The sequence below is a fragment of the Cellulosimicrobium sp. GQ32 genome (assembly GCF_059758455.1).
Genome location: NZ_JCAXEP010000006.1, coordinates 135,543 through 159,044, shown reverse-complemented (window position 1 = coordinate 159,044; position 23,502 = coordinate 135,543). Strand labels below are relative to the sequence as shown.

Annotated in this window: 19 protein-coding genes; 9 read left to right on the top strand and 10 right to left on the bottom strand. The window is 74.2% G+C overall.

Features of this window, described 5'->3' with window-relative positions:
* The first annotated feature begins 33 nt into the window (after nucleotides 1-33).
* The 4 genes from AC6CH9_RS11960 to AC6CH9_RS11945 all read left to right on the top strand — a co-directional run bounded on the left by AC6CH9_RS11960 (nucleotide 34) and on the right by AC6CH9_RS11945 (nucleotide 4,330).
* Nucleotides 34-735: a TetR/AcrR family transcriptional regulator gene (locus AC6CH9_RS11960; RefSeq protein ID WP_498155074.1), complete on the top strand. Its 702-nt coding sequence runs from the start codon at nucleotides 34-36 to the stop codon at nucleotides 733-735.
* A complete protein-coding gene (locus AC6CH9_RS11955; RefSeq protein WP_498155073.1) occupies nucleotides 732-1,667 on the top strand; it encodes an ABC transporter ATP-binding protein in 936 nt (311 codons plus the stop codon). Before AC6CH9_RS11960 ends, AC6CH9_RS11955 begins: the two co-directional genes overlap by 4 nt.
* Nucleotides 1,664-3,343, top strand: a complete 1,680-nt coding sequence (locus tag AC6CH9_RS11950; protein WP_498155072.1) for an ABC transporter permease — start codon at nucleotides 1,664-1,666, stop codon at nucleotides 3,341-3,343. The genes AC6CH9_RS11955 and AC6CH9_RS11950 overlap by 4 nt, the downstream gene beginning before the upstream one ends.
* Before the next feature lie 156 nt (nucleotides 3,344-3,499).
* Entirely contained in the window at nucleotides 3,500-4,330 is an 831-nt protein-coding gene (locus AC6CH9_RS11945; RefSeq protein ID WP_498155071.1) for a hypothetical protein, read from the top strand.
* Here the strand turns inward: AC6CH9_RS11945 and AC6CH9_RS11940 are convergent.
* From AC6CH9_RS11940 to AC6CH9_RS11915, 6 genes are read right to left on the bottom strand one after another with little or no spacing between them, the layout of a single operon-like run.
* Nucleotides 4,312-5,010, bottom strand: coding sequence for a response regulator (locus AC6CH9_RS11940; RefSeq protein ID WP_498155070.1), 699 nt, complete (start codon nucleotides 5,008-5,010; stop codon nucleotides 4,312-4,314). The two genes, AC6CH9_RS11945 and AC6CH9_RS11940, sit on opposite strands and share 19 nt — an antisense overlap.
* Nucleotides 5,007-7,604, bottom strand: coding sequence for a DUF4118 domain-containing protein (locus tag AC6CH9_RS11935; protein WP_498155069.1), 2,598 nt, complete (start codon nucleotides 7,602-7,604; stop codon nucleotides 5,007-5,009). The genes AC6CH9_RS11940 and AC6CH9_RS11935 overlap by 4 nt, the downstream gene beginning before the upstream one ends.
* A gap of 24 nt (nucleotides 7,605-7,628) precedes the next feature.
* The gene (kdpC, locus tag AC6CH9_RS11930) at nucleotides 7,629-8,330 is read right to left on the bottom strand and encodes a potassium-transporting ATPase subunit KdpC (protein WP_498155196.1); all 702 of its coding nucleotides are present in this window, start codon (nucleotides 8,328-8,330) and stop codon (nucleotides 7,629-7,631) included.
* 29 nt (nucleotides 8,331-8,359) lie between these two features.
* The gene (kdpB, locus tag AC6CH9_RS11925) at nucleotides 8,360-10,561 is read right to left on the bottom strand and encodes a potassium-transporting ATPase subunit KdpB (RefSeq protein ID WP_498155068.1); all 2,202 of its coding nucleotides are present in this window, start codon (nucleotides 10,559-10,561) and stop codon (nucleotides 8,360-8,362) included.
* The gene (kdpA, locus tag AC6CH9_RS11920; RefSeq protein WP_498155195.1) at nucleotides 10,558-12,240 is read right to left on the bottom strand and encodes a potassium-transporting ATPase subunit KdpA; all 1,683 of its coding nucleotides are present in this window, start codon (nucleotides 12,238-12,240) and stop codon (nucleotides 10,558-10,560) included. Before kdpA ends, kdpB begins: the two co-directional genes overlap by 4 nt.
* A 5-nt stretch (nucleotides 12,241-12,245) precedes the next feature.
* Nucleotides 12,246-12,335, bottom strand: a complete 90-nt coding sequence (locus tag AC6CH9_RS11915; protein ID WP_141389068.1) for a potassium-transporting ATPase subunit F — start codon at nucleotides 12,333-12,335, stop codon at nucleotides 12,246-12,248.
* Nucleotides 12,336-12,629: 294 nt separating this feature from the next.
* Here AC6CH9_RS11915 and AC6CH9_RS11910 point away from each other — a divergent pair, with 294 nt between their 5' ends.
* The 5 genes from AC6CH9_RS11910 to AC6CH9_RS11890 all read left to right on the top strand — a co-directional run bounded on the left by AC6CH9_RS11910 (nucleotide 12,630) and on the right by AC6CH9_RS11890 (nucleotide 16,588).
* Nucleotides 12,630-13,607 carry a DUF389 domain-containing protein gene (locus AC6CH9_RS11910; RefSeq protein ID WP_498155067.1) on the top strand — a complete coding sequence of 326 codons (978 nt, stop codon included), beginning with the start codon at nucleotides 12,630-12,632 and terminating at the stop codon, nucleotides 13,605-13,607.
* 104 nt (nucleotides 13,608-13,711) lie between these two features.
* Entirely contained in the window at nucleotides 13,712-14,008 is a 297-nt protein-coding gene (locus AC6CH9_RS11905; protein ID WP_024841670.1) for a type II toxin-antitoxin system VapB family antitoxin, read from the top strand.
* A 25-nt stretch (nucleotides 14,009-14,033) separates the two neighbouring features.
* Nucleotides 14,034-14,684: a LytR C-terminal domain-containing protein gene (locus AC6CH9_RS11900; protein ID WP_389278001.1), complete on the top strand. Its 651-nt coding sequence runs from the start codon at nucleotides 14,034-14,036 to the stop codon at nucleotides 14,682-14,684.
* A gap of 53 nt (nucleotides 14,685-14,737) precedes the next feature.
* The gene (locus AC6CH9_RS11895; RefSeq protein WP_498155066.1) at nucleotides 14,738-15,346 is read left to right on the top strand and encodes a GNAT family N-acetyltransferase; all 609 of its coding nucleotides are present in this window, start codon (nucleotides 14,738-14,740) and stop codon (nucleotides 15,344-15,346) included.
* Nucleotides 15,347-15,619: 273 nt separating this feature from the next.
* Nucleotides 15,620-16,588 (top strand): type IV toxin-antitoxin system AbiEi family antitoxin domain-containing protein, encoded by a 969-nt coding sequence (locus AC6CH9_RS11890; RefSeq protein ID WP_498155065.1) that lies wholly within the window; start codon nucleotides 15,620-15,622, stop codon nucleotides 16,586-16,588.
* A gap of 86 nt (nucleotides 16,589-16,674) precedes the next feature.
* On the opposite strand, the gene AC6CH9_RS11885 is transcribed toward AC6CH9_RS11890, so the two are convergent.
* The 4 genes from AC6CH9_RS11885 to AC6CH9_RS11870 form a co-directional block, all read right to left on the bottom strand.
* Nucleotides 16,675-18,009 (bottom strand): uracil-xanthine permease family protein, encoded by a 1,335-nt coding sequence (locus tag AC6CH9_RS11885; RefSeq protein WP_498155064.1) that lies wholly within the window; start codon nucleotides 18,007-18,009, stop codon nucleotides 16,675-16,677.
* A gap of 123 nt (nucleotides 18,010-18,132) precedes the next feature.
* Nucleotides 18,133-20,238, bottom strand: coding sequence for a glycosyl hydrolase (locus tag AC6CH9_RS11880; protein WP_498155063.1), 2,106 nt, complete (start codon nucleotides 20,236-20,238; stop codon nucleotides 18,133-18,135).
* Entirely contained in the window at nucleotides 20,235-20,966 is a 732-nt protein-coding gene (locus tag AC6CH9_RS11875; RefSeq protein ID WP_498155062.1) for an efflux RND transporter periplasmic adaptor subunit, read from the bottom strand. The genes AC6CH9_RS11880 and AC6CH9_RS11875 overlap by 4 nt, the downstream gene beginning before the upstream one ends.
* Nucleotides 20,963-22,840: a glycosyltransferase family 2 protein gene (locus AC6CH9_RS11870; protein ID WP_498155061.1), complete on the bottom strand. Its 1,878-nt coding sequence runs from the start codon at nucleotides 22,838-22,840 to the stop codon at nucleotides 20,963-20,965. The genes AC6CH9_RS11875 and AC6CH9_RS11870 overlap by 4 nt, the downstream gene beginning before the upstream one ends.
* Nucleotides 22,841-23,502: the final 662 nt, after the last annotated feature.

Sequence of the window (23,502 nt, the reverse complement as noted above, 5' to 3'; positions counted from 1 at the left end):
ACAGGCGTTGAACGAGTGTTTAGTCTGTTGAACGTGCGTTCAGACCAACCCTCCGCGACCGGCCGCGCCCGCCCCGCGCCGTCGGCCACCGACGACCTCACGACCCGCGCCCGGATCCGCGACGCCGCGATCTCGCGCTTCGCGCGCGACGGGTTCGGCGCCCCGCTGCGCACCATCGCCGCCGACGCCGGGGTGAGCGCGGCGCTCGTCGTGCACCACTTCGGGTCCAAGGACGGGCTGCGCCGCGCGTGCGACGACTACGTGTTCGACGCCGTGCGCACCGCCAAGACCGACGCCATCTCGCCCCAGGACCCCGCCGCCGGTCCGATGGCGCTGTTCACCCAGCTCGCCGGCATCGAGGACTACGCGCCCGTGTTCGAGTACACGCTGCGCAGCCTCCAGGCCGGCGGGGACCTCGCGCGGTCGTTCGTCGAGCACCTCACGCAGGTCACGCTCGAGTACATGGAGTCCGGCGTCGCCGCCGGCGTGATCCGCCCCAGCCGAGACGAGGCCGCCCGGGCGCGCTACCTCGTCTCCCTCTCGCTCGGCTCGCTCCTGATCGACGGCGCGCTGCGCGAGCGGAGCGAGCCGCGCGACCCCGAGGCGGACCTCCGCGAGTACGTCGAGCGCGTGATGCTCCCCGCGCTCGAGGTCTTCACCGAAGGACTCTTCGTCGAACCCACGCTGCTCGACGCCTACGTGCAGCACACCACCCACCAGGAGGAGACGCGATGACGAGCACGACCCCTGCCGTCGAGGTGCACGACCTGCGCAAGGCCTTCGGCCACGTGCAGGCGCTCGACGGCCTCGACCTCACCGTCCGCGCGGGCGAGGTCGCCGGGTTCCTCGGACCGAACGGCGCGGGCAAGTCCACCACCATCCGCGTGCTGCTCGGGCTGCTGCGGCCCGACTCCGGCAGCGCCCGGCTGCTCGGCGGCGACCCCTGGCACGACGCCGTCGACCTCCACCGGCGCCTCGCGTACGTGCCCGGCGACGTCAACCTGTGGCCCAACCTCACCGGCGGCGAGGCGATCGACCTGCTCACCCGCCTGCGCGGGAGCGTCGACCCGCAGCGCAAGAAGCTGCTGCTCGACCGCTTCGAGCTCGACCCGTCGAAGAAGGCGCGCACCTACTCCAAGGGGAACCGGCAGAAGGTGGCGCTCGTAGCGGCGTTCGCGTCCGACGTCGAGCTGCTCGTCCTCGACGAGCCGACGTCGGGCCTCGACCCCCTCATGGAGTCCGTGTTCACGCAGTGCGTGCGCGAGGTCACGGCGGAGGGGCGGTCGGTCCTGCTCTCGAGCCACATCCTCGCGGAGGTCGAGAAGCTGTGCGACACCGTCACGATCATCCGCGCGGGCCGCACGGTCCAGTCGGGGACGCTCACCGAGCTGCGGCACCTCACGCGCTCGTCCGTCACCGCCGTGACCGAGCGCGACCCGTCGGCGCTCGACGCGCTCGACGGCGTGCACGACCTCGTCGTCGAGCCCGGCGGGGACGGGACGCGGGCCCGGTTCGACGTCGACAACGACCACGTCGAGGCCGTCCTGCGCGCGCTCACCGACCTCGGCCTGCGCTCCGTGACGGTCAACCCGCCGTCCCTCGAGGAGCTCTTCCTGCGCCACTACGGCGACGAGCTCGCCGTGCTCGACGGGGCGGGCGCGCTGTGAGCGCCCCCGGGACCGCCCGCACGGCGGCACCACCGCGCGGGCGGCGCGCCACCGTCGTCGGGCCCGAGCCGCACCGGCGCGGGCGCGCGGCCACGGGCTGGACCACGCTGCTGCGCTTCGTGCTGCGTCGTGACCGCGTCCGCATCCCCGTGTGGACGGCGTCGGTCGCGCTCCTCTTCGGGTACGCAGCCGTCGCGCTCGACACGCTCTACCCCACCGCGGCCGACCGCCAGGCGCGTGCCGCGCTCGTGTCCAGCCCCGCCGGCATCATGCTGTCCGGGCCCCAGTACGGGATCGAGGACTACACGCTCGGCGCCATGATCGCGAACGAGATGGCGCTCACCGTCATGGTCGCCGTCGCGATCATGAGCATCTCCCTCGTCGTGCGGCACACGCGCGCCGAGGAGGAGACGGGGCGGGCGGAGCTCGTCCGGGCCGGCGTCGTCGGGCGCCACGCCCCCGCGACGGCGGCGTTCGTCGCGGCGCTCGTCGCGAACGCGGCCATCGCCCTCGCGACCGGCGCGGTCCTCGTCGCCACCGGGCTCACCGCCGTCGACTCGTTCGCGCTCGGCGCCGCCGTGGGCGTCACGGGGCTCGTGTTCGCCGCCGTCGCCGTCGTGACGAGCCAGGTCACCGAGCACGCGCGCGCCGCGAGCGGTCTCGCGCTCGCCGTGCTCGGCGTCGCGTTCCTGCTCCGCGCCGTCGGCGACGTCCAGGAGGAGCACGGGAGCTGGGTCTCGTGGCTCTCCCCCATCGGCTGGGCGCAGCAGATCCGCGCGTTCGTCGACCTGCGCTGGTGGCCCCTCGGCCTCTCGGTCGCGCTCGTCGCGCTGCTCCTCGCCCTGGGCGCGGCGCTCGCCGCGCGGCGCGACCTCGGCGCCGGGCTCGTGCCGCCGCGCGCGGGCCGGCCCGACGCCGGCGCATGGCTCGCGAGCCCGCTCGCCCTCGCGTGGCGCCAGCAGCGCGCGTCCGTGCTCGCGTGGGGCGTCGGGATCGGCGTCACCGCCCTCGCGTGCGGGACGTTCGTCGACTCCGTGGGCGACATGGTCGCCGACAACCCCGAGATCGCGCAGATGCTGGGCGACGCCTCCGACCTCGTGGGCGGGTTCGTCGCCGTCATGGCCCTGTTCCTCGGGCTCGGCGCGGGCGGCTTCGCGGTCGCGTCGGCGCAGCGCGCCCGCGGCGAGGAGACGGCGGGGCGGCTCGAGCCCGTGCTCGCGACCGGGGTCGGGCGCGTCCGCTGGCTCGGGTCCCAGCTCGTCGTGACCCTGGTCGGGACGTCGGTGCTGCTCGCCGTGAGCGCCGTCGGGCTGTGGCTCGGCGCGCTGAGCGTCGGGGAGGACACCTTCGGGCTCGGCGACTACCTCGCCGCGTCGTTCGCCTACCTCCCGGCGATCGCGGTCGTCACCGGCGTCGCCGTCGCCGCGTTCGGCTGGCGGCCGGGCCTTGCGGCGCTCGCCTGGACGCTCCTCGCGTACTCCTTCGTCGTGACGATGTTCGGCGCCCTGCTCGACCTGCCGTCCTGGGCCAGCGGCGTCTCGCCGTTCTGGCACGTCCCCCAGCTCCCGGGGGCCGACGTCGAGCCGTGGCCGTTCGTCTGGCTCTCGCTCCTCGCCGTCGTGCTCGTCGCGCTGGGCCTGGTGGGCTTCCGCCGCCGCGACGTCCCCCGCCTCTGACGCCGAGGTAGAGGCCTGGTAGCGCGAGGTAGAGGCCTGGTCGACCCATACCCCTGACCACGCCTCTACCTCGGCGGACCAAGGCTCTACCTCGCGTCGCCGTGGGGGCCTCCGGTTAGGCTCGATCCACTGTGCCCGACCACGGAGGTGACGGTCATGTCCACGCCCGACCAGAGCGACGCGACGCGCTCGGCCAGGGCCACCCTGCACGAGTGGGTCGCCGCGATCCCCACCCAGGAGCCGGACGGCGCCTCGGGCGCCCCCGACCCGCGCACCTGGGTCGCGGCGCTCGCGCTCGAGGGGACGTGGCTCGGTCTCTACCAGGACGCGTACGACCTCACGGAGGCCGAGTGGGAGGACCTGATCGGCGACCTCTCCCGGTACGCCGACGTGCGGCCACCGGCGAGCGCCGTCGTCTTCCGCGACGTGGACCTCGACGAGGACCCGTTCCGCGACGACGAGCGCCCGCTCGTGGACGCCGTGCTGCGGGTCGCGCTCGAGGAGGGGGTCGAGAACCTCACGCTCGCCGCGGTCGCGCGCCGCTGCGAGCGCAGCGAGTCGACGCTGCGCTCGATGTTCGGCGACGCGGAGACGCTCGTCGACGACGTCGCGCTCGAGGTCCTCCAGTCCGGGTTCGACGACCTCTCGCCGCTGCGCCTCGACCCGTCGCGCGCGGCGGTCGCGGCGTCGGTCGCGGCGCTCGACGACTCGCGCAAGGCCGCCGCGCTCCTGCGCCTGTACGCGCTGGGCGGGGTCGCGCGCGACGACGTCCCCGAGGGGCAGCACGCGGTGCACGCGCTCGTGCTGCGCGCGTGGCGCGAGGAGGGCGCGCCGTCGTCGCTCGTGCTCGCGGCGCTCGCGTGCGACGGCTGGCGCGCGGGCGAGCTCCAGCGCGCGCTGCTGTTCCCGCCCGCGCTGCCGGGCGCCGTCGTGCGTGAGCTCGCGCGCCTCGTGGACGACGCGGCGGGTCACTCCTCGAACCGGTAGCCGATGCCGGGGCTCGTGATGAGGTGGCGCGGCGCCGCCGGGTCGTCCTCGAGCTTGCGGCGCAGCTGCGCGAGGTAGACGCGCAGGTAGTGGGTGTCGCGCGTGGCGGTCGGCCCCCACACCTCGCGCAGCAGGTGCTCGCGCTCGACGACGCGGCCCCGCTGCGCGACGAGGATCTCGAGGAGCGCCCACTCCGTGGGGCTCAGCCGCACCTCGGCGCCGCGACGCAGGAGGCGGCGTCGGGCGAGGTCGACGTGCAGGTCGCCCGCCTCGACGACGGCGGACCCGTCGCGGGTGCTGCCCGCCGACCGCCGGACGGCCGCACGCAGCCGCGCCATGAGCTCGGGCATCGCGAACGGCTTGGTGACGTAGTCGTCGGCGCCGGCGTCGAGTGCGTCGACCTTGTCGTCGCCGAGGTGACGCGCGGAGAGCACGACGATCGGCACCGTGCTCCAGGCCCGCACGGCCCGGATGACGTCGAACCCGCTGAGGTCGGGCAGGCCGAGGTCGAGCAGGATCACGTCAGGGGTGTCGGTCGCGACGAGGTCGATGCCCGCCCCGCCCGACGTGGCGGTGCTGACCTTCCAGCCGTGGGTGCGCAGCGTGATGGCGATCGCACGCAGCAGGCCGGGGTCGTCGTCGACGACGAGGACGTGGTGGGTCGTCGGGTCGTCGCTCACGCGCGCTCCTCCCGCTCGGTGCGTGCCGGGTCGCGCGGCGGCGCGACGGGGACGGTCAGGACCATGGTGAGACCTCCGCCCGGGGTGTCCTCGGGGACGAGGGTCGCACCGACGGCGCGGGAGAACCCGCGCGCGACGGCGAGCCCGAGCCCGACGCCGTGCCCGCCGGCGTCCCCGAGCCGCTGGAAGGACTCGAACATCCGCTCCTTGGCGTCGTCGGGCACCCCCGGCCCGAGGTCGACGACCCGCACCTCGACGATCCCGCCCGAGGCGGACGCCCGGACGTGGACGGGCTCGTCCGGGGGCGCGAACCGCACGGCGTTGGCCACGACGTTCGCGACGACGCGCTCGAGGAGCCCGGGGTCCGTGCGCACGAGGGGCAGGTCCTCGGGCACGTCGAGCGCGACGCGCGCGCCGTGCGGCTCGACGGCGACCGGCACGATCTCCTCGAGCGACACGTCCCGCAGGACCGGGGCGACCGACCCCGTCTGGAGGCGGGAGAGGTCGAGCAGGTTGTCGATGAGCTGCTCCAGCCGCTCGGTCTCCGACGCCGCGGTCTCGACGAGCGCGGTCCGGTCCTGGGGCTCCAGGACGGCCTCCGGCGAACGCAGCCCGTCGACGGCGGCGCGGATCGCCGCGAGCGGCGTGCGCAGGTCGTGCGACACCGCGGCGAGCAGGGCCGTGCGGGTCGCGTCCGCCTCGGCCAGGACCGCGGCGCGGGCCGCCTCCTCGCGCAGCCGGCGGTACTCCAGCACGATGCCCGCCTGCGCCCCGAACGCCTCGAGCACCTGGCGGTCGCCCGCGGGCAGGGGGCGGCCGTCGAGCACGAGCCGGAGGTCGTCGTCGACGCCCACCACGGTCCGGGTCTCGTCACCGCCCCCGGGGCGCCGTCGGGACCGGCTCCCGGCCGGTCCCCCGGTGTCGACCGCGCGGTCCGCGACCGCGATGGTCGACCACTCCCGCGCGCGCCCGTCCGTGCGCGCCCGCTCCTCCAGCGCGACGCGGCGGAGCTGGAAGGTCTGGGCCAGGCGGCCGACGACGGCCTCGGCGGTGTCCTCCCCGGACAGCACCGAGCGGGACAGGGCCGCGAGCGTCGACGCCTCGGCCCGCGCCCGGTACGCCTGGACCGTGCGGCGTGCCGAGAGGTCGACGACCGACGCGACGGCGGCCGCGACGAGCACGAACACGAGCAGGGCGAGCAGGTTCTCCGGGTCTGCGACGGTGAGCAGCCCCGTGGGCGGTGTGAAGAACCAGTTGAGGCACACGAAGGACACGACGGCGCAGGCCAGCGCAGGCCACATGCCGCCGACGAGAGCCACCCCGACCGACAGGGCGAGGAAGAGCATGACCTGCGTCGGCAGCCCGACCGCGTCCCTGGCGGCGTCGAGCAGGGCGGTGAGACCCACGGGGCCGGCGACCGCGAGCGCGAACCCCGCGACGCGCCGCCGGGCGGACAACGGGCTCCAGCCGCGCCGCGCGACCCGTCCCGAGCGGGCCCGCTCGTGCGTGACCAGGTGCACGTCGAGCGAGCCGGAGAGCCGGGCGATCTCCGCGCTCGTCGAGCCGAGGAAGGCCTCGCGCCACCGCGAGCGCCGCGAGACGCCGACGACGACCATCGTCGCGTTGGCGCCGTGCGCGAAGTCGACGACGGCCGACGCGACGTCCTCCCCGACGACGGTGTGGAACGTGCCGCCGAGGGACTCGACGAGCGCGCGGTCGGCCGCGATCGCCGCGGGCGAGGCGGTGGGCAGGCCGTCGGTCGCGAGGACGTGCACGGCGAGCAGCTCCGACCCGGCCGCCCGCTCGGCGATGCGGGCGCCGCGGCGCAGCAGCGTCGCGCTCTCCGGCCCACCGGTGACGGCCACGACGACGCGCTCGCGCGCCGGCCACGTCCCGGAGATCGCATGGTCCGCGCGATACCGGGTGAGGGCGTCGTCCACGCGGTCCGCGAGCCACAGGAGCGCGAGCTCGCGCAGCGCGGTGAGGTTGCCCTCGCGGAAGTAGGACGAGAGCGACGCGTCGATCTGCTCTGCCCGGTAGACGTTGCCGTGCGCGAGCCGGCGCCGCAGCGCCTGCGGCGAGAGGTCGACGAGCTGGATCTGGTCGGCCTCGCGCACCACGCGGTCGGGGACGGTCTCGCGCTGGCGCACACCCGTGATCGCCTCGACGTCCTCCGTGAGCGACTCCAGGTGCTGCACGTTCACCGTCGTCACGACGTCGATCCCCGCCGCGAGAAGGTCGTGCACGTCCTGCCACCGCTTGGCGTGGCGCGAGCCGGGCGCGTTCGTGTGCGCGAGCTCGTCGACGAGTGCGACGTCCGGGTCGCGCGCGACCACGGCGTCGACGTCGAGCTCGGTGAGCTCGACGCCCCGGTGCCCGACGGCGCGGCGCGGCACGACCTCGAGGTCGCCGATCTTCGCGGCCGTGGCCGGGCGCCCGTGCGTCTCGACGAGGCCGACCACGACGTCGGTCCCGCGGGACCGACGGCGCTGTGCCTCGTCGAGCATGGCGAACGTCTTGCCGACGCCCGGCGCGGCGCCGAGGTAGACCGTCAGCCTCCCCCGGCGCCGCCCGTCAGGCGTGTCGGCACTCATGTGCGCAGTCCATCACGCCGCACGTCAGGACGCGTCCGAGCCGGCGGGCGCGAGGCTCTCGAGCGCGAGGTTGAGCGCGAGGACGTTCACGCGCGGGTCGCCCAGCACGCCGGCCACGCGCCCGGCCGCGGCCTCGTCGACCAGCGCGCGCACCGTCGCGGGGTCGAGCCCGCGCGCCGCGGCGACGCGCTCGACCTGCTGGTCCGCGTAGGCGGGCGAGACGTGCGGGTCGAGGCCCGAGGCCGACGCCGTCACCGCGTCCGGCGGGACGCTCGCCGGGTCGACGCCGTCCTCCGCGGCGACGGCCGCACGGCGTGCCTCGATCGCGTCGACCAGGTCGGGGTTGTTCGGCCCCAGGTTCGACCCGGCAGAGGCAAGGGTGTCGTAGCCGTCCCCTGCCGCCGACGGGCGACCGTGGAACCACTCGGGCGCGGTCCCGGGCTCGCCGAACGCCTGACCGACGAGGGCGGACCCGACGACCGGGGCGCCGTCGACCCCCGTGTCGTCGACCGACGCGGCACGCGTGCCGTCCGCGCGGACGAGCGAGCCGTTCGCCTGCCACCCGAAGGCGGCCTGGCCGACCCCCGTGACCGCGAGCGGGTACAGCCCGCCGAGCAGGACGGTCATCAGGAGCAGGACGCGCAGCCCCGCCCACGACTGCCGGACGAAGGAGACGGCGCCGCCGGCGGTCGACGGACGGGCGCCGGACGGGACCTGCGAGGAGATGGGCACGGGAGTTCCTTTCGGCACCGGGCTCAGAAGCCCGGGAGGAGGGAGACGAGGAGGTCGACGAGCTTGATCCCGACGAACGGCGCCACGAGGCCGCCGAGCCCGTAGACCAGCAGGTTGCGCCGGAGCAGCGCCGACGCGGACGCCGGGCGGTACCGCACCCCGCGCAGCGCCAGCGGGACGAGGACCACGATGATCAGCGCGTTGAAGATCACCGCGGAGAGGATCGCGGACTGAGGGCTCGACAGGTGCATGACGTTGAGCACCTCGAGCGCGGGGAACGCACCCAGGAACATCGCGGGCAGGATCGCGAAGTACTTCGCGACGTCGTTCGCGACGGAGAACGTGGTCAGCGCGCCGCGCGTGATGAGGAGCTGCTTGCCGATCTCGACGATCTCCAGGAGCTTCGTGGGGTTCGAGTCGAGGTCGACCATGTTGCCCGCCTCCTTGGCGGCGGTCGTCCCCGTGTTCATCGCGACCCCGACGTCGGACTGCGCGAGCGCGGGCGCGTCGTTCGTCCCGTCGCCGGCCATCGCGACGAGGCGCCCGCCCTCCTGCTCGCGCCGGATGAGGGCGAGCTTGTCCTCCGGCGTCGCCTCGGCAAGGACGTCGTCCACGCCCGCCTCGACCGCGATGGCCCGCGCCGTGATCGCGTTGTCGCCCGTCACCATGACGCTGCGGATCCCCATCGCGCGGAGCTGGTCGAACCGCTCGCGCAGCCCGTCCTTGACGACGTCCTTGAGCCGGACGACGCCGAGCACGCGCGCCGGGCCGTCACCCACCTGCTCGGCGACCACCAGCGGCGTGCCGCCCTGCCCGCTGACCGTCTCCACGTGGGCCGCGAGCTCGTCCGTCTCAGGCCCCGTCACGCTCCCGCCCGTGGAGTGCACCCACCGCTGCACCGCCGAACCGGCTCCCTTGCGCACGCGCCGCACGCCGCCGTCGGGCGACGGCAGGTCCACGCCCGACATCCGGGTCTGGGCCGTGAAGGGGATGAACTCCGCGCCCGTCGTCTCGCGCGCCAGGTCGCTCGCGGGGCGCCCGTCCAGCGACGTCACGAGGTCGACGATGCTGCGCCCCTCCGGGGTCTCGTCGGACAGCGAGGCCAGGCGCGCCGCGTCGGCGAGCTCGGCCGCGCTCACGTGGCCCACCGGCAGCACCTCGGTCGCGAACCGGTTGCCGTGCGTGATCGTGCCGGTCTTGTCGAGGAGCAGCACGTCGACGTCGCCCGCCGCCTCGACCGCGCGCCCGGACATCGCGAGCACGTTGCGCCGGACCAGGCGGTCCATGCCCGCGATGCCGATCGCGGACAGCAGCGCGCCGATCGTCGTGGGGATGAGGCACACGAGGAGCGCGACGAGCACCACGAGCGACTGCCGCGCACCCGAGTAGACGGCGAACGGCTGGAGCGTCGCGACCGCGAGGACGAACACGATCGTCAGCGACGTGAGCAGCACGTTGAGCGCGATCTCGTTCGGGGTGCGCTGGCGCTCGCTGCCCTCGACGAGCGCGATCATCCGGTCCACGAACGTCTGGCCGGCCGGGGCGGTGATCCGCACGACGATGCGGTCGGACAGGACGACCGTCCCGCCCGTGACCGCCGAGCGGTCGCCGCCCGACTCGCGGATCACCGGCGCGGACTCGCCCGTGATCGCCGACTCGTCGACCGACGCGACGCCCTCGATCACGTCGCCGTCACCCGGGATCGTCTCCCCCGCGACGACCACGACGACGTCGCCCACCCGCAGGCTGGACGACGGCACGTCGACCGTCGGCAGCAGGTGCAGGCTCGACCCGGCCGCGAGCGTGTCGGTCGGTGCGTCCACGCGACGCGCCGTCGTGCTGCGCTGCGTCGCGCGCAGGCTCGACGCCTGCGCCTTGCCGCGCGACTCCGCGACCGACTCGGCGAGCGTCGCGAACAGGACCGTCGCCCACAGCCACGCCGCGACGAGGACCGAGAACAGGTCCGGGTCCAACGCCGCGAGCACCGTCGTCGCGGCCGCGCCGAGCTCCACGACGAACAGCACCGGCGACCGGTACAGCACCCGCGGGTCGAGCTTGCGCACCGCGGCGGGAAGCGCCGCGCCCACCTGTGCGAGAGACAGCGCCCGCGGGGCACGACGGCCGCCGCCGCCGGGACGGTCGCCGTGCGGGCCGCCGTCGGGCGCACCCGCGGGGGACGCCGGGGTGCCGGGCAGCTGAGGGACGGAAGCGAGCGGCGTGCTCATGACAGGGACTCCACGACAGGACCGAGGGACAGGACGGGGACGAACGTGAGGCCGACGACGACGAGCGCGACCGTGCCGAGCAGGCCGACGAACAGCGGCTGGTGGGTCGGCAGCGTGCCGGCCGACGGCGGCACGGACCGCTGGGAGGCGAGCCGACCGGCGAGGGCGAGGACGAGCGCGATGGGGACGAAGCGGCCGACGAGCATCGCGAGCCCGAGCAGCGTGTTGTAGTACGGCGTCCCGGCCGACAGCCCCGCGAACGCGGAGCCGTTGTTGTTCCCGGCCGACGCGAACGCGTACAGCACCTCGGTCAGCCCGTGCGGGCCACCCTCCTGCTGCCCGGCGAGGCCGTCGGGCAGGACCACCGACAGCGCCGTACCGACGAGCACGACCGCCGGGGTCGTCAGGACGTACAGCGCGACGAGCGTGATCTCCTGGCGGCCGATCTTCTTGCCCAGGTACTCGGGCGTGCGGCCGACCATGAGCCCCGCGACGAACACCGCGACGACGGCGAGCACGAGCATCCCGTACAGCCCCGCGCCCACGCCGCCCGGGGCGATCTCGCCGAGGAGCATGCTGAAGAGGACCACGCCACCCCCCGGTGCGGTGAGCGAGTCGTGCATCGCGTTGACCGCGCCGGTCGACGTGCCGGTCGTCGCGGTCGCGAAGAGGGCGCTCGCGGCGAGGCCGAACCGGGTCTCCTTGCCCTCGAGCGCGGCGCCCGCGGCCTGCGGGGCGGCACCCGGCCCGGCGAGCTCCGCCCAGGTGGTCAGCGCGAGCGCGACGGCGAACAGCCCGGCCATCGCGCCGAGGACGGCCCAGCCCTGGCGGCGGTCGCCGACCAGGAGGCCGAACGTGCGCGGGAGGGTGAACGGGATCAGCAGGATGAGGAAGATCTCGAAGATGTTGGTGAACGGGTTCGGGTTCTCCAGCGGGTGCGCCGAGTTCGCGTTGAAGAATCCGCCGCCGTTGGTCCCGAGCTCCTTGATGGCCTCCTGGGATGCGACGGGACCGCCGAGGACGTGCTGCGTCCCGCCGGCGAGCGTCTCGACCGCGGTGTGCGGGCCGAGGTTCTGGATCACGCCGTTCGCCACGAGCACGACCGCCGCGACGAACGCGATCGGGAGCAGGATCCGGACCACGGACCGCGTGAGGTCGGTCCAGAAGTTCCCGATCCGCGCGTCGGTCCCGGAGCGCGCGAACCCGCGCACGAGCGCGATCGCGACCGACATCCCGACGGCGGCCGAGACGAAGTTCTGCACGGCAAGCCCTGCCATCTGGAGGAGGTGGCCCGCCGCGGCCTCGCCCGAGTACCACTGCCAGTTCGTGTTCGTCACGAACGAGACCGCCGTGTTCCAGGCGCCTGCGGGGTCCAGCCCCGTGAACCCGAGGTTCATCGGCAGGTGGTCCTGGAGGCGGCCCAGGGCGTAGAGGAGGAGGACCGAGGCGAGCGAGAAGCCCAGCAGCGAGAAGAGGTAGGTGCTCCACCGCTGCTCCGCGTCGGGGTCCACGCGCGCCAGCCGGTATCCCGCACGCTCCACCCGCAGGTGGCGCGACGAGGTGTACACGCGCGCCATGTACGCACCGAGCGGCGCGTGCACCGCCGCGAGCGCCGCGACGAGGAGCGCGACCTGACCCACGGCCGCCCACACGACCGCGGCGTCGACCGTCGTCGGCACGGCGCTCACCGGGCCCGGTCGCTGCGGAGCAGCGCGACGAAGAGGTAGCCCAGCACGGCGACGACGGCGCCGAGCGCGATCCAGTCGAGGACCATCACCGGGCACCTCCGGAGGAGCCGTGACGACGCGCGACGAGCGCGACCGTCGCGAAGAACGCGACGGTGAGGAGGAGGAAGGCCAGGTCGGCCATGGTGGGAACGCCTTCTCGACGAGGGTCGGCGGGCGCCCGCGGCGGGGCGTGGTGCCGGCGCCCGGAACCCGGGCGCACTGCCGTTCTACGCCCGGCGGGAGGGCCCCGGACGGGGCTCTGACGGAACCTTGACGCCCTCTGCCGGAACCTTGACGGGACACGTGCCCGACGGGCGGCTCCCGGCTGGCACGATGGCGCCATGCTGAGCGTCCGGGTCACCGCGGGGCACGACCTCGCCGAACGTCTGCGTCCCGTCCTCGACGCCGACCCGACCGTGTGCGACCTGGCGGTCCTGCCCGGCGCGGCGCTCGACGGCCGGGGCGACGTCCTCTGGTTCGAGATGGCGCGCGAGAACGCGAACAACGTCATGCGGACCCTCCGGCACGCCGGCGTCCCGGCCGACGGGAGCATCGTCGTCACGGAGCCGGTGACGGTCGTGTCGGACGCCGCGGTCGCGGCCGAGGAGGCTGCCCCGGGTCACCCCGCCGACGGGGTCCTGTGGGCGCAGCTCGCGGACACGTCGCGCGAGGACTCTCGTCCCTCCGCCACGTTCTTCGTCTTCCTGCTGCTCGCGACACTCATCGCGGGGATCGGGCGGCTGCTGGACCAGCCCATCCTCATCATCGGGGCCATGGTGGTCGGGCCGGAGTTCGCCCCCATCGCCGCCATCTGCTACGCGGTCGTCCGGCGGCGGCGCGGGATCGCCGGGTCGGCGCTGGCGACGCTCCTCGGCGGGTTCGCGGGCTGCGCGGCGGTCGCGTGGGCCGTGTGGAGCCTCGCCTACGCGGCGGGTCTCATCACCGACGAGCAGGCGACGACCGGTCCGCAGACCGAGTTCATCGTGTCGCCCGACGCGTGGTCGTTCGTCATCGCGCTCCTCGCGGGCGTCGCGGGTGTGCTCTCTCTCACCACCTCCAAGTCGGCGGCCCTCGTCGGCGTCTTCATCTCCATCACGACCGTCCCCGCCGTGGGGGCGATCGGGCTGACCCTCGCCGTCGGGGCGTGGGACGAGGCGCTCGGCGCGGGGGTCCAGCTCCTCGTGAACGTCGCCGGGCTGCTCGTCGCCGGGGTCGTGACCCTGTTCGTCCAGCTCCACCTGGGACGTCGGCTGGGACGCCGGCCGGGAGACCGGGTGGGACGTCGGCGGCCGGGCCCGGCCGGGCAGCACCCCCGCTGACGCGAAGGACGCGGGTGCTCCTCGTGGGGAGATCGTGACGACTGCGTGACCGGCACCCCGCAGACGGGGGCGAGGGACGCCGTCGGGCCTCTAGGATGTGCCGCATGATCTTCAAGGCCGTCGGCGACGGGCGCCCCTACCCGGACCACGGTCGGGTGACCGCCCGGGACTGGGCCGAGGTGCCCCCGCGTCAGGTGCGCCTCGACGAGCTCGTCACCACCAAGCGCACGCTCGACCTCGACGCGCTCCTCGCTGAGGACTCCACCTTCTTCGGCGACCTCTTCGCGCACGTGGTCGAGTACGAGGGCGTGCTCTACCTCGAGGACGGACTGCACCGCGCGGTGCGCGCCGCACTCCAGCAGCGCGCCATCCTGCACGCCCGCGTCCTGACCGTGCGATGAGCGCGGGGTCCGGTAGGTTTCTGGCGTGACCACCCGCCCCGACACCGCACGCGCCGAGCGTCGCCGACGCATGCACGAGCGCCAGGCCGTCGTGTTCGGGCTCCTCATCGCCGCGCTCGCCGTCGTCGGGCTCGGTGCGCTGGCCGTCTACACCGGGGCGATCGACGCCCCGTTCGACCGGCCGCTGTCGTCGCCCGAGGCGGTCGACGACCTCGCGGGCGTCAAGGCCCCCTGCCTCCCCGAGGGCACCCTCCCCGTGGCGACCGGTGACATCCAGGTCAACGTCTACAACGCGTCCGGCAAGGACGCCCCCCTCGGGCGGCTGAACCAGGACCTCCTCACGTCGCGCGGCTTCGCCGTGATCTCCACCGGCAACGCGCCAGACCTCGACGGCGACGGGAAGTCGGACGTGGTGGCGCAGACGCAGATCCACTTCGGGGCCGCCGGTCTGGCGCAGGCGTACACGCTCGCCGCGCACTACGACAACCCCGGCCTCGTGCTCGACGCCCGCGAGGACGCGACCGTCGACCTCTACGTGGGCGCCGACTTCGAGGACGTCGTGGACCCCGAGCTCGTCGGCCTGTCCGGCGACGTGCCGCTCGAGAGCCGCGCCGGGTGCGTCGCGATCGAGGAGATCACCCCCCAGCCGCTGCCCGTGCCGCCCGCGGAGGGCTGAGCACGTCCCTCGCCCGGCGCCCCGCCGAGCCTCACGACCGCCGAACGGTACCCATGAGCACCCTGCCCCTCCGGCCCGCCCGGACCACCGACCCCGACGAGGTCGACCGCCTGTACGAGATCTGCCTCCGGACCGGCGCGTCCGGCGCGGACGCGACCGCGCTGTACGCCGACCCGCGGCTGCTCGGCGAGGTCTACCTCGGGGCGTACCTCGCCCTCGAGCCGTCGCTCGCGTTCGTCGTCGAGGTCGACGGCGTCGCCGCGGGCTACGTGCTCGGTGCGCGCGACACCGCCGCGTTCGAGGCGCGGTCGGAGCGCGAGTGGTGGCCACCGCTGCGCGAGCGGTACCCGCTGGGCAGCTTTCCGGAGGGCTCTCGCGACGAGGCGCTCGTCCGTCAGATCCACCGCCCGCACCTCACGGACCCCTCGGTGCTCCCCGACTACCCGGCGCACCTCCACGTCGACCTGCTGCCCGCCGCGCAGGGCGGCGGCAACGGCCGCCGGCTGATGGACGCCCTGTTCGACGCCCTGCGCGCCGCCGGGGCCCCGGGCGTCCACCTCGGCGTCTCGGAGGACAACGTCTCCGCGATCGGCTTCTACGAGCACCTCGGCTTCACCCGCCTCGACGTCACGGAGGGCCTGGTCCTAGGCCTCCGCCTCTAACCCGGTCCTGGGCCCCCCGCCCCGCCCCCACTCTCCCCGGCGCCGAGCCCGGGACCATTCCTCACGTGCGGCTCGACCTGGGGAGAGATCCAGGGTTGGCGCCCAACTCTGGATCCCTCCCCACCGACGCGCCCGCCTGAGGAGCGATCCAGGGGTTCGGCACTCCTCCTGCGAGGCAGGCCCGCCGTCGTCGGCTTCCACAGTCCCTCGGTCCGAGGGTCCCTTCCACAGGGCCGTCCCGCGTGTTCCTGCCACGACGTCAGGTGCGCTGGGATGCGACCCATGCCGCCCCGCTCTCCAGTACCGGAAGCCCTCCGCGCCGTCGCCGCCCAGCAGGCGTCGCTCGTCTGCACGAGGCAGTGCCTCGACGTCGGGATCGGTCCGAACGTGCTGACCCGCCTCGTCCGCTCAGGGTCCTGGGCACGGATCACCGCCGGCGTGTACGACCTCGACCCGACACCCCCGCCCACCCGGCCGCCCGACTCCCGACGCCGCCGCGCTGCCTGGGCGGCGCTGCTCGCCTTCGGTCCCGAAGCGATCGCCGTCGGGCCGTGCGCGCTCGCGTTGCTCGGCGTCGCCGGCCTGCCCTCACGCGTCGTCCCGCAGGCGACGTTGCCCGGTGCCAGCGGGCTCGAGTCGCGCGACGGCATCAGGCTGCGCATGTTCGACGACGGGATGACGGTCGTGCGGGTGGGCGACCGGTACGTCGCCGCCCCCGAGTGGGCTCTGGCCCAGGCGGTGCCCGAGCTCGACCGGCCCTGGGCCGTGGCGGTCATGGACTCCGCTCTCCACCTCGGGCGGGTGTCGACCGAAGGTCTCGACCGCGCGCACGACCACGCCCGTGGTCGGCGCGGTGTCGCGCGGACGCACTCGTGGTGGGATCTCGCGGACGGTCGTGCGGAGTCACCGTTGGAGACCTGGGTACGGCTCGACTGCGTCGATGGCGGTGTCCCGCCGGACACGCTCCAGGTCCCGTTGGTCGGGTCGAGCGGACGGGAACGACGCGGCGACCTGGGCTGGGTGCTCGACGACGGCCGCTGGCTCGTCGCAGAGGCCGACGGCGCGGAGTTCCACGACACGCCGAACGCCGCGTTCGCCGACCGGGAACGTCACAACGACCTCGTGACCGCGGACGTCGCTGCGGTGCTTCGGTTCACCTCCGCGGACACCCGCGTGCCGGGCCGCACCGCGACCACGGTCCGCCGCGCGCTCCTGTCGACGGGACGCCGTCGTGCAGCGTGACGTCAGGACGCCGAACCCGGGACCGCTCCTCAGCGAAGGCTTCAGTTGGGGAGAGATCCCGGGTTCGGCATCAGGAGGAGGCTCCGTCAGCGGGCATCCTCGACCGCGTCGTGGACGATCGGCTCGTCGCCGCCGGGGGCCGACGCCGGGCTGGCGGGCTCCTGGGTGGTGCCGCGCCACCGCGCGACGGTCCGCATGAGGTGGAAGATCACGAGCGCCGCGGCGGTGCCGAGCGCGATGCCCTCGAACGTCAGGTCGCCGACGGCCCAGGTGAAGTTGGCGATGCCGACGACGAGCGGCACGGCGGCGGTCGTGAGGTTGACGGGGTTGGAGAAGTCGACCTTGTTCTGCACCCAGATCCGCGCGCCGAGGATGCCGATCATGCCGTAGAGCATCGTCGCCGCGCCGCCCAGGACCCCTTCGGGGATGGTCGCGATGAGCGCGCCGAACTTCGGCGAGAGCGAGAGCACCAGCGCGGTCGCCGCCGCGACCCAGTACGCCGCCGTCGAGTACACGCGCGTCGCGGCCATGACGCCGATGTTCTCGGCGTACGTCGTGGTTCCCGACCCGCCGCCGATGCCCGCGAACGTCGTCGCGAGGCCGTCCGCGAAGAGCGCGCGGCCGGTGAGGTCGTCGAGGTTCTTGCCGGTCATCGCCGCGACCGACTTCACGTGCCCCACGTTCTCCGCGATGAGGACGAGCACGACCGGCACGAACAGGCCGAGCACGGCGACGTCGAACGTGGGCGTGACGAACTCGGGGAGCCCGATCCAGGCGGCCTTGCGCACCGCGTCGAACACCACCTCGCCCTGGAGCACGGCGACGACGTACCCGACGACCACCCCCACGAGGATCGACAGGCGCCCGATGATGCCCTTGAACAGGACGCTCACGAGGATGATCGCGGTCAGCGTGACGACGGCCGTGACCGGCGCCTTCTGGAAGTTTCCCCACGCCGCGGGGGCGAGGTTGAGACCGATGAGCGCGACGATCGTGCCCGTGACGATCGGCGGCATGACGACGTCGATCCACCGCGCGCCCGCGACGTGCACGAGCAGACCGACCGCGGCGAGCACGAGACCGGTGACGAGGATGCCGCCGACGGCGACGGACTGGCCCTGCGACGCCGTCGCGGCGCCGATCGGGGCGATGAACGCGAAGCTCGACCCGAGGTAGCTCGGCAGCCGGTTGCGCGTGATGAGCAGGAACCCGACGGTGCCGATCGCGGAGAAGAACAGCGTCGTCGCGGGCGAGAACCCGGTGAGCAGCGGCACGAGGAACGTCGCGCCGAACATGGCGACGACGTGCTGCATGCCGATCCCGATGGTCCGCGGCCAGGTCAGCCGCTCGTCCGGGTCGACGACGTCCCCCGGCGCGACCGTCTTCCCGTTCCCGTGCAACCGCCACCCGATGGCGCTCATGTCTCTCCCGTCCGTGAAGTTCGTGTGAAGACCCCCGGAGCAGGGTAGTGCCCGCCGAACCCGGGCTTGTCGCGCGCCAGGTCGCCGAGCCGGCGACGACCACGGGTTCGGCGGTCGGCGGTGCTACGGGGCCGCGTGCACCTGGAGCCACGCGAGGAGGTAGCTGCGGGTGTTGCCGTCGTCGATGCGCTCGGCGGGCAGGCTGCGGGCGACCTTCAGGGCTGCGGCGGCGTCGTCCGGGCCCGCGAGCGCCGCGTACATGAGCAGCTGGTCGCCGAACAGCACGTCCCACGACGCCGGGTCGTCGCGCGGGCCGGCGAGCGCTTCGTCGAGGTTGGAACGGATGCGCTCCGGGTCGCCCGCGAGGTACCCGGCGACGGGCTGCATCGGCAGCACGAGGATGCCGAGCATGGCGCTCGGCTCGGCGCTGAACCACGTGGCCCAGTCGCGCTTCCCGCCCCACACGAGCGACGTCACGGTGTGCCCGAAGCCGTCGATCGCCGGGTCGTCGCGGTCGAAGTCGGTCCAGTACGCGCGCGCCGACGCCGCCTCGGCGGACAGCAGCCAGCGGGCCTGCGCCTCGAGCGTCGCGTCCCCCGACGCCTGCGCCCACAGCGCCAGCCCGTTCCACGCGGACACCGCCTCGGACGCGGACTCCTGGTTGTTCCCGTCCGCGAAGGGTGCGTACCCCGACGCCCAGGAGTGACCGACGTACGCGTCGAACACCCGCAGCGCCGGGAAGTCCTCGCCGCTCGCACCGGACGCGACGTCCGCCGCGAGCAGGTCGAGCACGGGCGCGAGGTCGGCCGCGAGCGCCGGGTCGTCGGCCGCCACCACGCCCGCGGCGTAGAGGAAGTACCCGTAGTGGAAGTGGTGGTCGTTGAGCTCGTCCGACCCGAACGACGGCGTCCTGCCGACGACGCTGCGCACCTCGGGGTCGTAGACGAAGCAGCGCGCGTCGCGCGCCTCGCAGCCGGAGGGCTCGGCCCACTCGCGCAGGGCGGCGGCGAGGTCGTCACGCAGCGGGGCCGCGACGTCGTCGAGACCGAGCTGCTCGGCGAGCGCGAGCAGGTTCGCGTCGCGCGCGAGGGCCTTGCCCCCGAAGTACGTGTCCGACGGGCGCGGCTCGAGCCCAGAGGCGTCGGCACGCACCTGCTCGGCGAGCTCGGTCCGCGCGTCCTCGCCCAGCCCCGAGAGGTCGAGCGCCCCGGCAGGTTCGACGGCCGGGCTCGCCCAGGCGAGCGTGCTCGCCGTGCACACGTCGACCGTCCCGCGCACGGTCGCGTAGGTGCCGAGTCCGCACGCGGCACCCTCGCTCTCGCGCTGGTGCGGCAGCCGCACGACGACGGTCGCCGCGCCGGAAGGGTCGTCTCCCGTCTCGTACGTGATCGCCGTGGTGACGGCGTCGTCCGCCACGCCGTAGGCGAGCGTCGTGCCCGTCACGGGGTTCGCCGCCGCCTCGGCGAGCGTCGCGACCGCGCCGTCCGGGGCGTCGTCGGGCACGGGGAACCAGGCCACGGAGTCGCCCTCGGCAAGGTCGAGCGAGCGGCCGCCGTCCGACAGCGCGTCGTCCGCCCCGACGAGCACGTACTCGCGCCCGCCGGCCTCGGCGCTCACGAGCCCCTCCGTCGCGGCGAAGGCGACCGTGAGCGCCGCCGTCTGGTCCGTCGCGGCGGTGTACCGCAGCACGGGCGACCCCTCGACGAGGGTCACCGCCCCCAGGACGGAGCCCGCGCCGTCGAGCAGGTCGAGCGTGACGGACGCGGTGTCGTAGGCGGTGACCACGACCGACGACGCCCCGACGTCCACGCCGACCTGCGGCACGTACGGCCCGAGGATCGACTGCTCGGTGACCTGGACGTCGGGGAACCCGAACGCGTAGCCGCCGTCGGTCACGCCGAACGCGAGCGGCACGGGGAACACGGGCAGCGGCGAGTCACCGAAGACGAGCCCGGAGAACCACCGGTTCGTCGGCGGGACGAGCCCGTCGGCGAGCCGCGCGGCGGGCATCGGCGCGACCGACTCCTGCGGCAGGATCGACGGGTCGACGTCGGGCACGGTGCCGGTCAGGTCCGCGGCGGCGTGCCCGACGGCGGCGCCCGCCCCGGGCGGCCCCGTCGCCGCGGGCGACGCGTCCGTCTCGAACAGCCCGCACCCGGCGGCCAGCGCGGCCGACGCGAGCACCGCCACGGCCGCCCCGGCGCGGGGCCGTCCTCGGCGGGGCGTCACAGCCCCACCTTGCGGAGGAACTCGCCGAACGACTCGTCGACCCCGGCGAGCGGGCCGTCGTCGTGCAGCTCGATGCTCGCCGTGACCGGCGTGCCCGACGCGACGAGGCCGTGCTCGGCCCCGCGCACGAGCGCGTCGCTCGTCACCTCGACCGTGGCCTCCGCCTGGTTGGCGGTGTTCTGCACCGCGACCGAGGCGACCTCGCCCGCGACCTCCGCCTGGTTCGGCAGGACGACCGTGACCTCCGCGCCCTGGCGGACGCGCGCGAAGTCGCTCGGGTCGAGCGTCAGGCGGGCGTCGACGAACAGCGACCCCTCCCGCTCGAGCGACGCGACGACCTCTCCCGCCTGGACGAACCCGCCCTCGCGGGCCGCGACGTGGGTGACGACGGCGTCGTAGGGAGCGACGAGCGTGATCGTCCCGTCGGGCGCGACCTGGTACGCGGACGTGTCCGCGCTGACGAGCCCGAGCGCGATGTCGTGCTGGAGCGTCAGGCTGCTCACGGTGAACAAGGGGTCGCCCGCGGCGACCTCGTCCCCCTCGGCGACCTCCGCCGCGGTGACGGTCCCCGCGTAGTCGCTGCCGACGTCGAGCACCTCCGCCCGGATGGTGGCCGTCGTGCTCGTCGCCTGCCCGAGCCGTCGGTTCATCACGAGCGTGAGCGCCGCGCACGCGAGCACCACCACGAGCAGCCCGCCCACGAGGCGGAACCGGTTCGACCAGGTCATGCGACACCTCCGAGGGGACCGTGCGTCTCGAGGTGAGACGACAGCGTGGCGGCGGGGAGGGCGGACGACGCCGGGTGACTCGACCTCGAGGCGGCGGGGAGGGGAGGCCGCGCCGGGTCGTGGCGGGTCTGGCGGGAGGCGCCGAGGGACGAGGTGCCGGATGGTAGACCCGGCGCGGCCTCCCCTCCCCGCCGCCGGACGGAACGCACAGCACGCCGCGAAGCACGCGACTCACGCCCAGCCGTCACGACGAACGCCCCGAGGATCAGAGTGTTGGTGACGTTCCACGCGAGCGCGAGGCTCGGCATCGGGTCGCCCCACTCCTTCCAGACCCCCACCACCGACGTCACGAGCAGGAACGCGAAGAACAGCACCTGCGGGATCATGTAGTTGAACGGCGACGTGACCTTGCCCTTGCTGCCGGTCACGTGCCACGCCTGCTCCTTGCCGGTCAGGGCGTTCCACAGGGCCTTGGTGTAGATGGGGAACGACACGGACGCGAGCATGAGCACCTCCCACCGGAACGACCCGAGCGTGAAGAACGCGATGGCGATCTGGAGGACGTAGAACCCCGCGTAGTAGAGCAGCCACGTGCCCCAGGAGATGGTGAGGTTCATGGGCGTGAGGTCGAGGTAGATCTGGAGCGGCGGCACGAGCAGCAGCACGAGCGGCGCGATGCCCGCGAGGTAGTGGGTCGCGGTGACGGTGTACTGGAGCCGCTGGTCGAGCGTGAGGGTGCGGCGCGGGCTGAGCGGGTTGTGCTGGAGCAGGATCTCGAACCCACCGGTCGCCCAGCGCAGCTGCTGCTTGGTGTACGCCTCGACGGTCTCGGGGGTGTCGCCGACGGCGAGCGTCGTGGGGATGTAGATCGTGCGCCACCCACGCTCGTGGAGCATCAGCGACGTCCACACGTCCTCGGACTTGGAGTCGGTGTGCATGCCGCCGATGTCGTCGATCGCGGCACGGCGGAAGATCACGTTGGTGCCGACGCAGAACGCGGCGTTGAAGCGGTTGCGGCCGGGCTGCACGAACCGGTAGAAGACGGCCTGCATGTACCCGGCGCCGCGCGAGATGAGGTTGTCGAGGTTGCCGTACGTCTGCGGCGTCTGGACGAACGCGACGTCGTCCTTGACGAAGAACGGCACGGTCTCCACGAGGAGCTCGGGCCTCGCGACGAAGTCGGCGTCGAGGATGACGAAGAAGTCGCCCTTGGCGATGGCGAGCGCGTGGTTGACGTTGCCGGCCTTCGCGCCGTTGCTCGACAGGCGCCGCACGTACCGCGCGCCGAGCTGGGCGGCGAGGTCGCGCACGTCGTCGGACCGGCCGTCGTCGAGCACCCACGTGCGGTGCGTGCCGCGCAGCGCGACGGCGGCGCGGACCGTGCGCGCGATGGTGTCGAGGTCCTCGCCGTAGGTCGTGATGAGGACGTCGACGGCGACGGGGCGGTCGTGGAGGTAGAGGTTCCAGCGCGTCGGGTCGTCCTCGGCGCCGTCGCGGATGATCTCGGGGACGTCGAACAGGCGGTCCTTGGCGTGGTGGAACGAGAACCCGCGCGGGTCGTGCCCGCTCGACAGCACGGTCCACATCGCCAGCAGCGCCTGGGCGACGAGCACCGTCTCGGCCGTGATGACCATGACGTACGGCAGCGCGTCGCCGCGGTTCGCGGGGTTGAGCAGGAACACCGCGTACGCGAGGACGCCGAGCGTCGCGAGCAGCATGATCATGACGAGCGACGGCGAGCGTGCGGCCGAGTTCTCGTCGCGCGGCGGGCCGGTCGGACGGTCGGCGTCGGCCCGCGGGCCGAACGGGGCGGGCCGCACGTGCTGCGTGCGGCGCGGGGTGACGACCAGGCGGTCGAACTCGGAGACGGCCATCGCGGGTCCTCGGCTCTCGACGGGTCCCGTGCAGGACCCCGGGGGTCGGGCAGTGGACGGGGGAGTCGGCGGGCAGATGCCGGCCGGCTCCCGAGCCCGGGTGCGGCGACGTCGTCGGCGTCGTGAGTGCGTGCGTGGCACTTCTGTCGAGCCCCCTGCCAGGCGCCCTCGCGCGGAGGTGCCCGGAGACGGATCGAGGTGGCCCGCTCGGAGCGGGCCACCTCGTCGTCTGCGCCGAAGGTAGCGGTACGAGGCGGTCGTTGTCACGGGTCGCGCGAGCGGTGGCCGCCACCGTCTCGGCGCGTGGCAGCGAATGTGAACGGACCGGTCGAGACCCGGCGCTGCACCGTCCTCGCGGCCCGGATCGTTGGCGCGGCGCCGCTCCCGTCCCCGCCCGACGCCGTCCCGCCCCACGCGGTGAGCGCTCACCCGAGCGGCGGTCCGCACGGCCCGGAAACGCACCGTTCACGGACGGAAACGGAGAATTCACGGCGCCGACGCGCCACGCGTCCGACGGGCGGACGCCCCGGAGGGCGAGCCGGTCGTCCACCGGGGTCGCGCCGTCGCGCACCGCAGGACGGTCACCGCCACGCACGGGGAGGGTGTAACGCACCGGCGAGCACCGGACATGAGACGGTCGTCCACGTCACCCGGTCGAGAGG

Coding starts and splice junctions, on each gene's coding strand:
- AC6CH9_RS11870 (WP_498155061.1), bottom strand. CDS start 22,840: ATGGCCGTCTCCGAGTTCGACCGCCTGGTCGTCACCCCGCGCCGCACG.
- AC6CH9_RS11915 (WP_141389068.1), bottom strand. CDS start 12,335: ATGGTCCTCGACTGGATCGCGCTCGGCGCCGTCGTCGCCGTGCTGGGC.
- AC6CH9_RS11910 (WP_498155067.1), top strand. CDS start 12,630: ATGCTGAGCGTCCGGGTCACCGCGGGGCACGACCTCGCCGAACGTCTG.
- AC6CH9_RS11935 (WP_498155069.1), bottom strand. CDS start 7,604: ATGAGTGCCGACACGCCTGACGGGCGGCGCCGGGGGAGGCTGACGGTC.
- AC6CH9_RS11890 (WP_498155065.1), top strand. CDS start 15,620: ATGCGACCCATGCCGCCCCGCTCTCCAGTACCGGAAGCCCTCCGCGCC.
- AC6CH9_RS11955 (WP_498155073.1), top strand. CDS start 732: ATGACGAGCACGACCCCTGCCGTCGAGGTGCACGACCTGCGCAAGGCC.
- AC6CH9_RS11885 (WP_498155064.1), bottom strand. CDS start 18,009: ATGAGCGCCATCGGGTGGCGGTTGCACGGGAACGGGAAGACGGTCGCG.
- kdpB (WP_498155068.1), bottom strand. CDS start 10,561: ATGAGCACGCCGCTCGCTTCCGTCCCTCAGCTGCCCGGCACCCCGGCG.
- AC6CH9_RS11945 (WP_498155071.1), top strand. CDS start 3,500: ATGTCCACGCCCGACCAGAGCGACGCGACGCGCTCGGCCAGGGCCACC.
- AC6CH9_RS11895 (WP_498155066.1), top strand. CDS start 14,738: ATGAGCACCCTGCCCCTCCGGCCCGCCCGGACCACCGACCCCGACGAG.
- AC6CH9_RS11875 (WP_498155062.1), bottom strand. CDS start 20,966: ATGACCTGGTCGAACCGGTTCCGCCTCGTGGGCGGGCTGCTCGTGGTG.
- AC6CH9_RS11905 (WP_024841670.1), top strand. CDS start 13,712: ATGATCTTCAAGGCCGTCGGCGACGGGCGCCCCTACCCGGACCACGGT.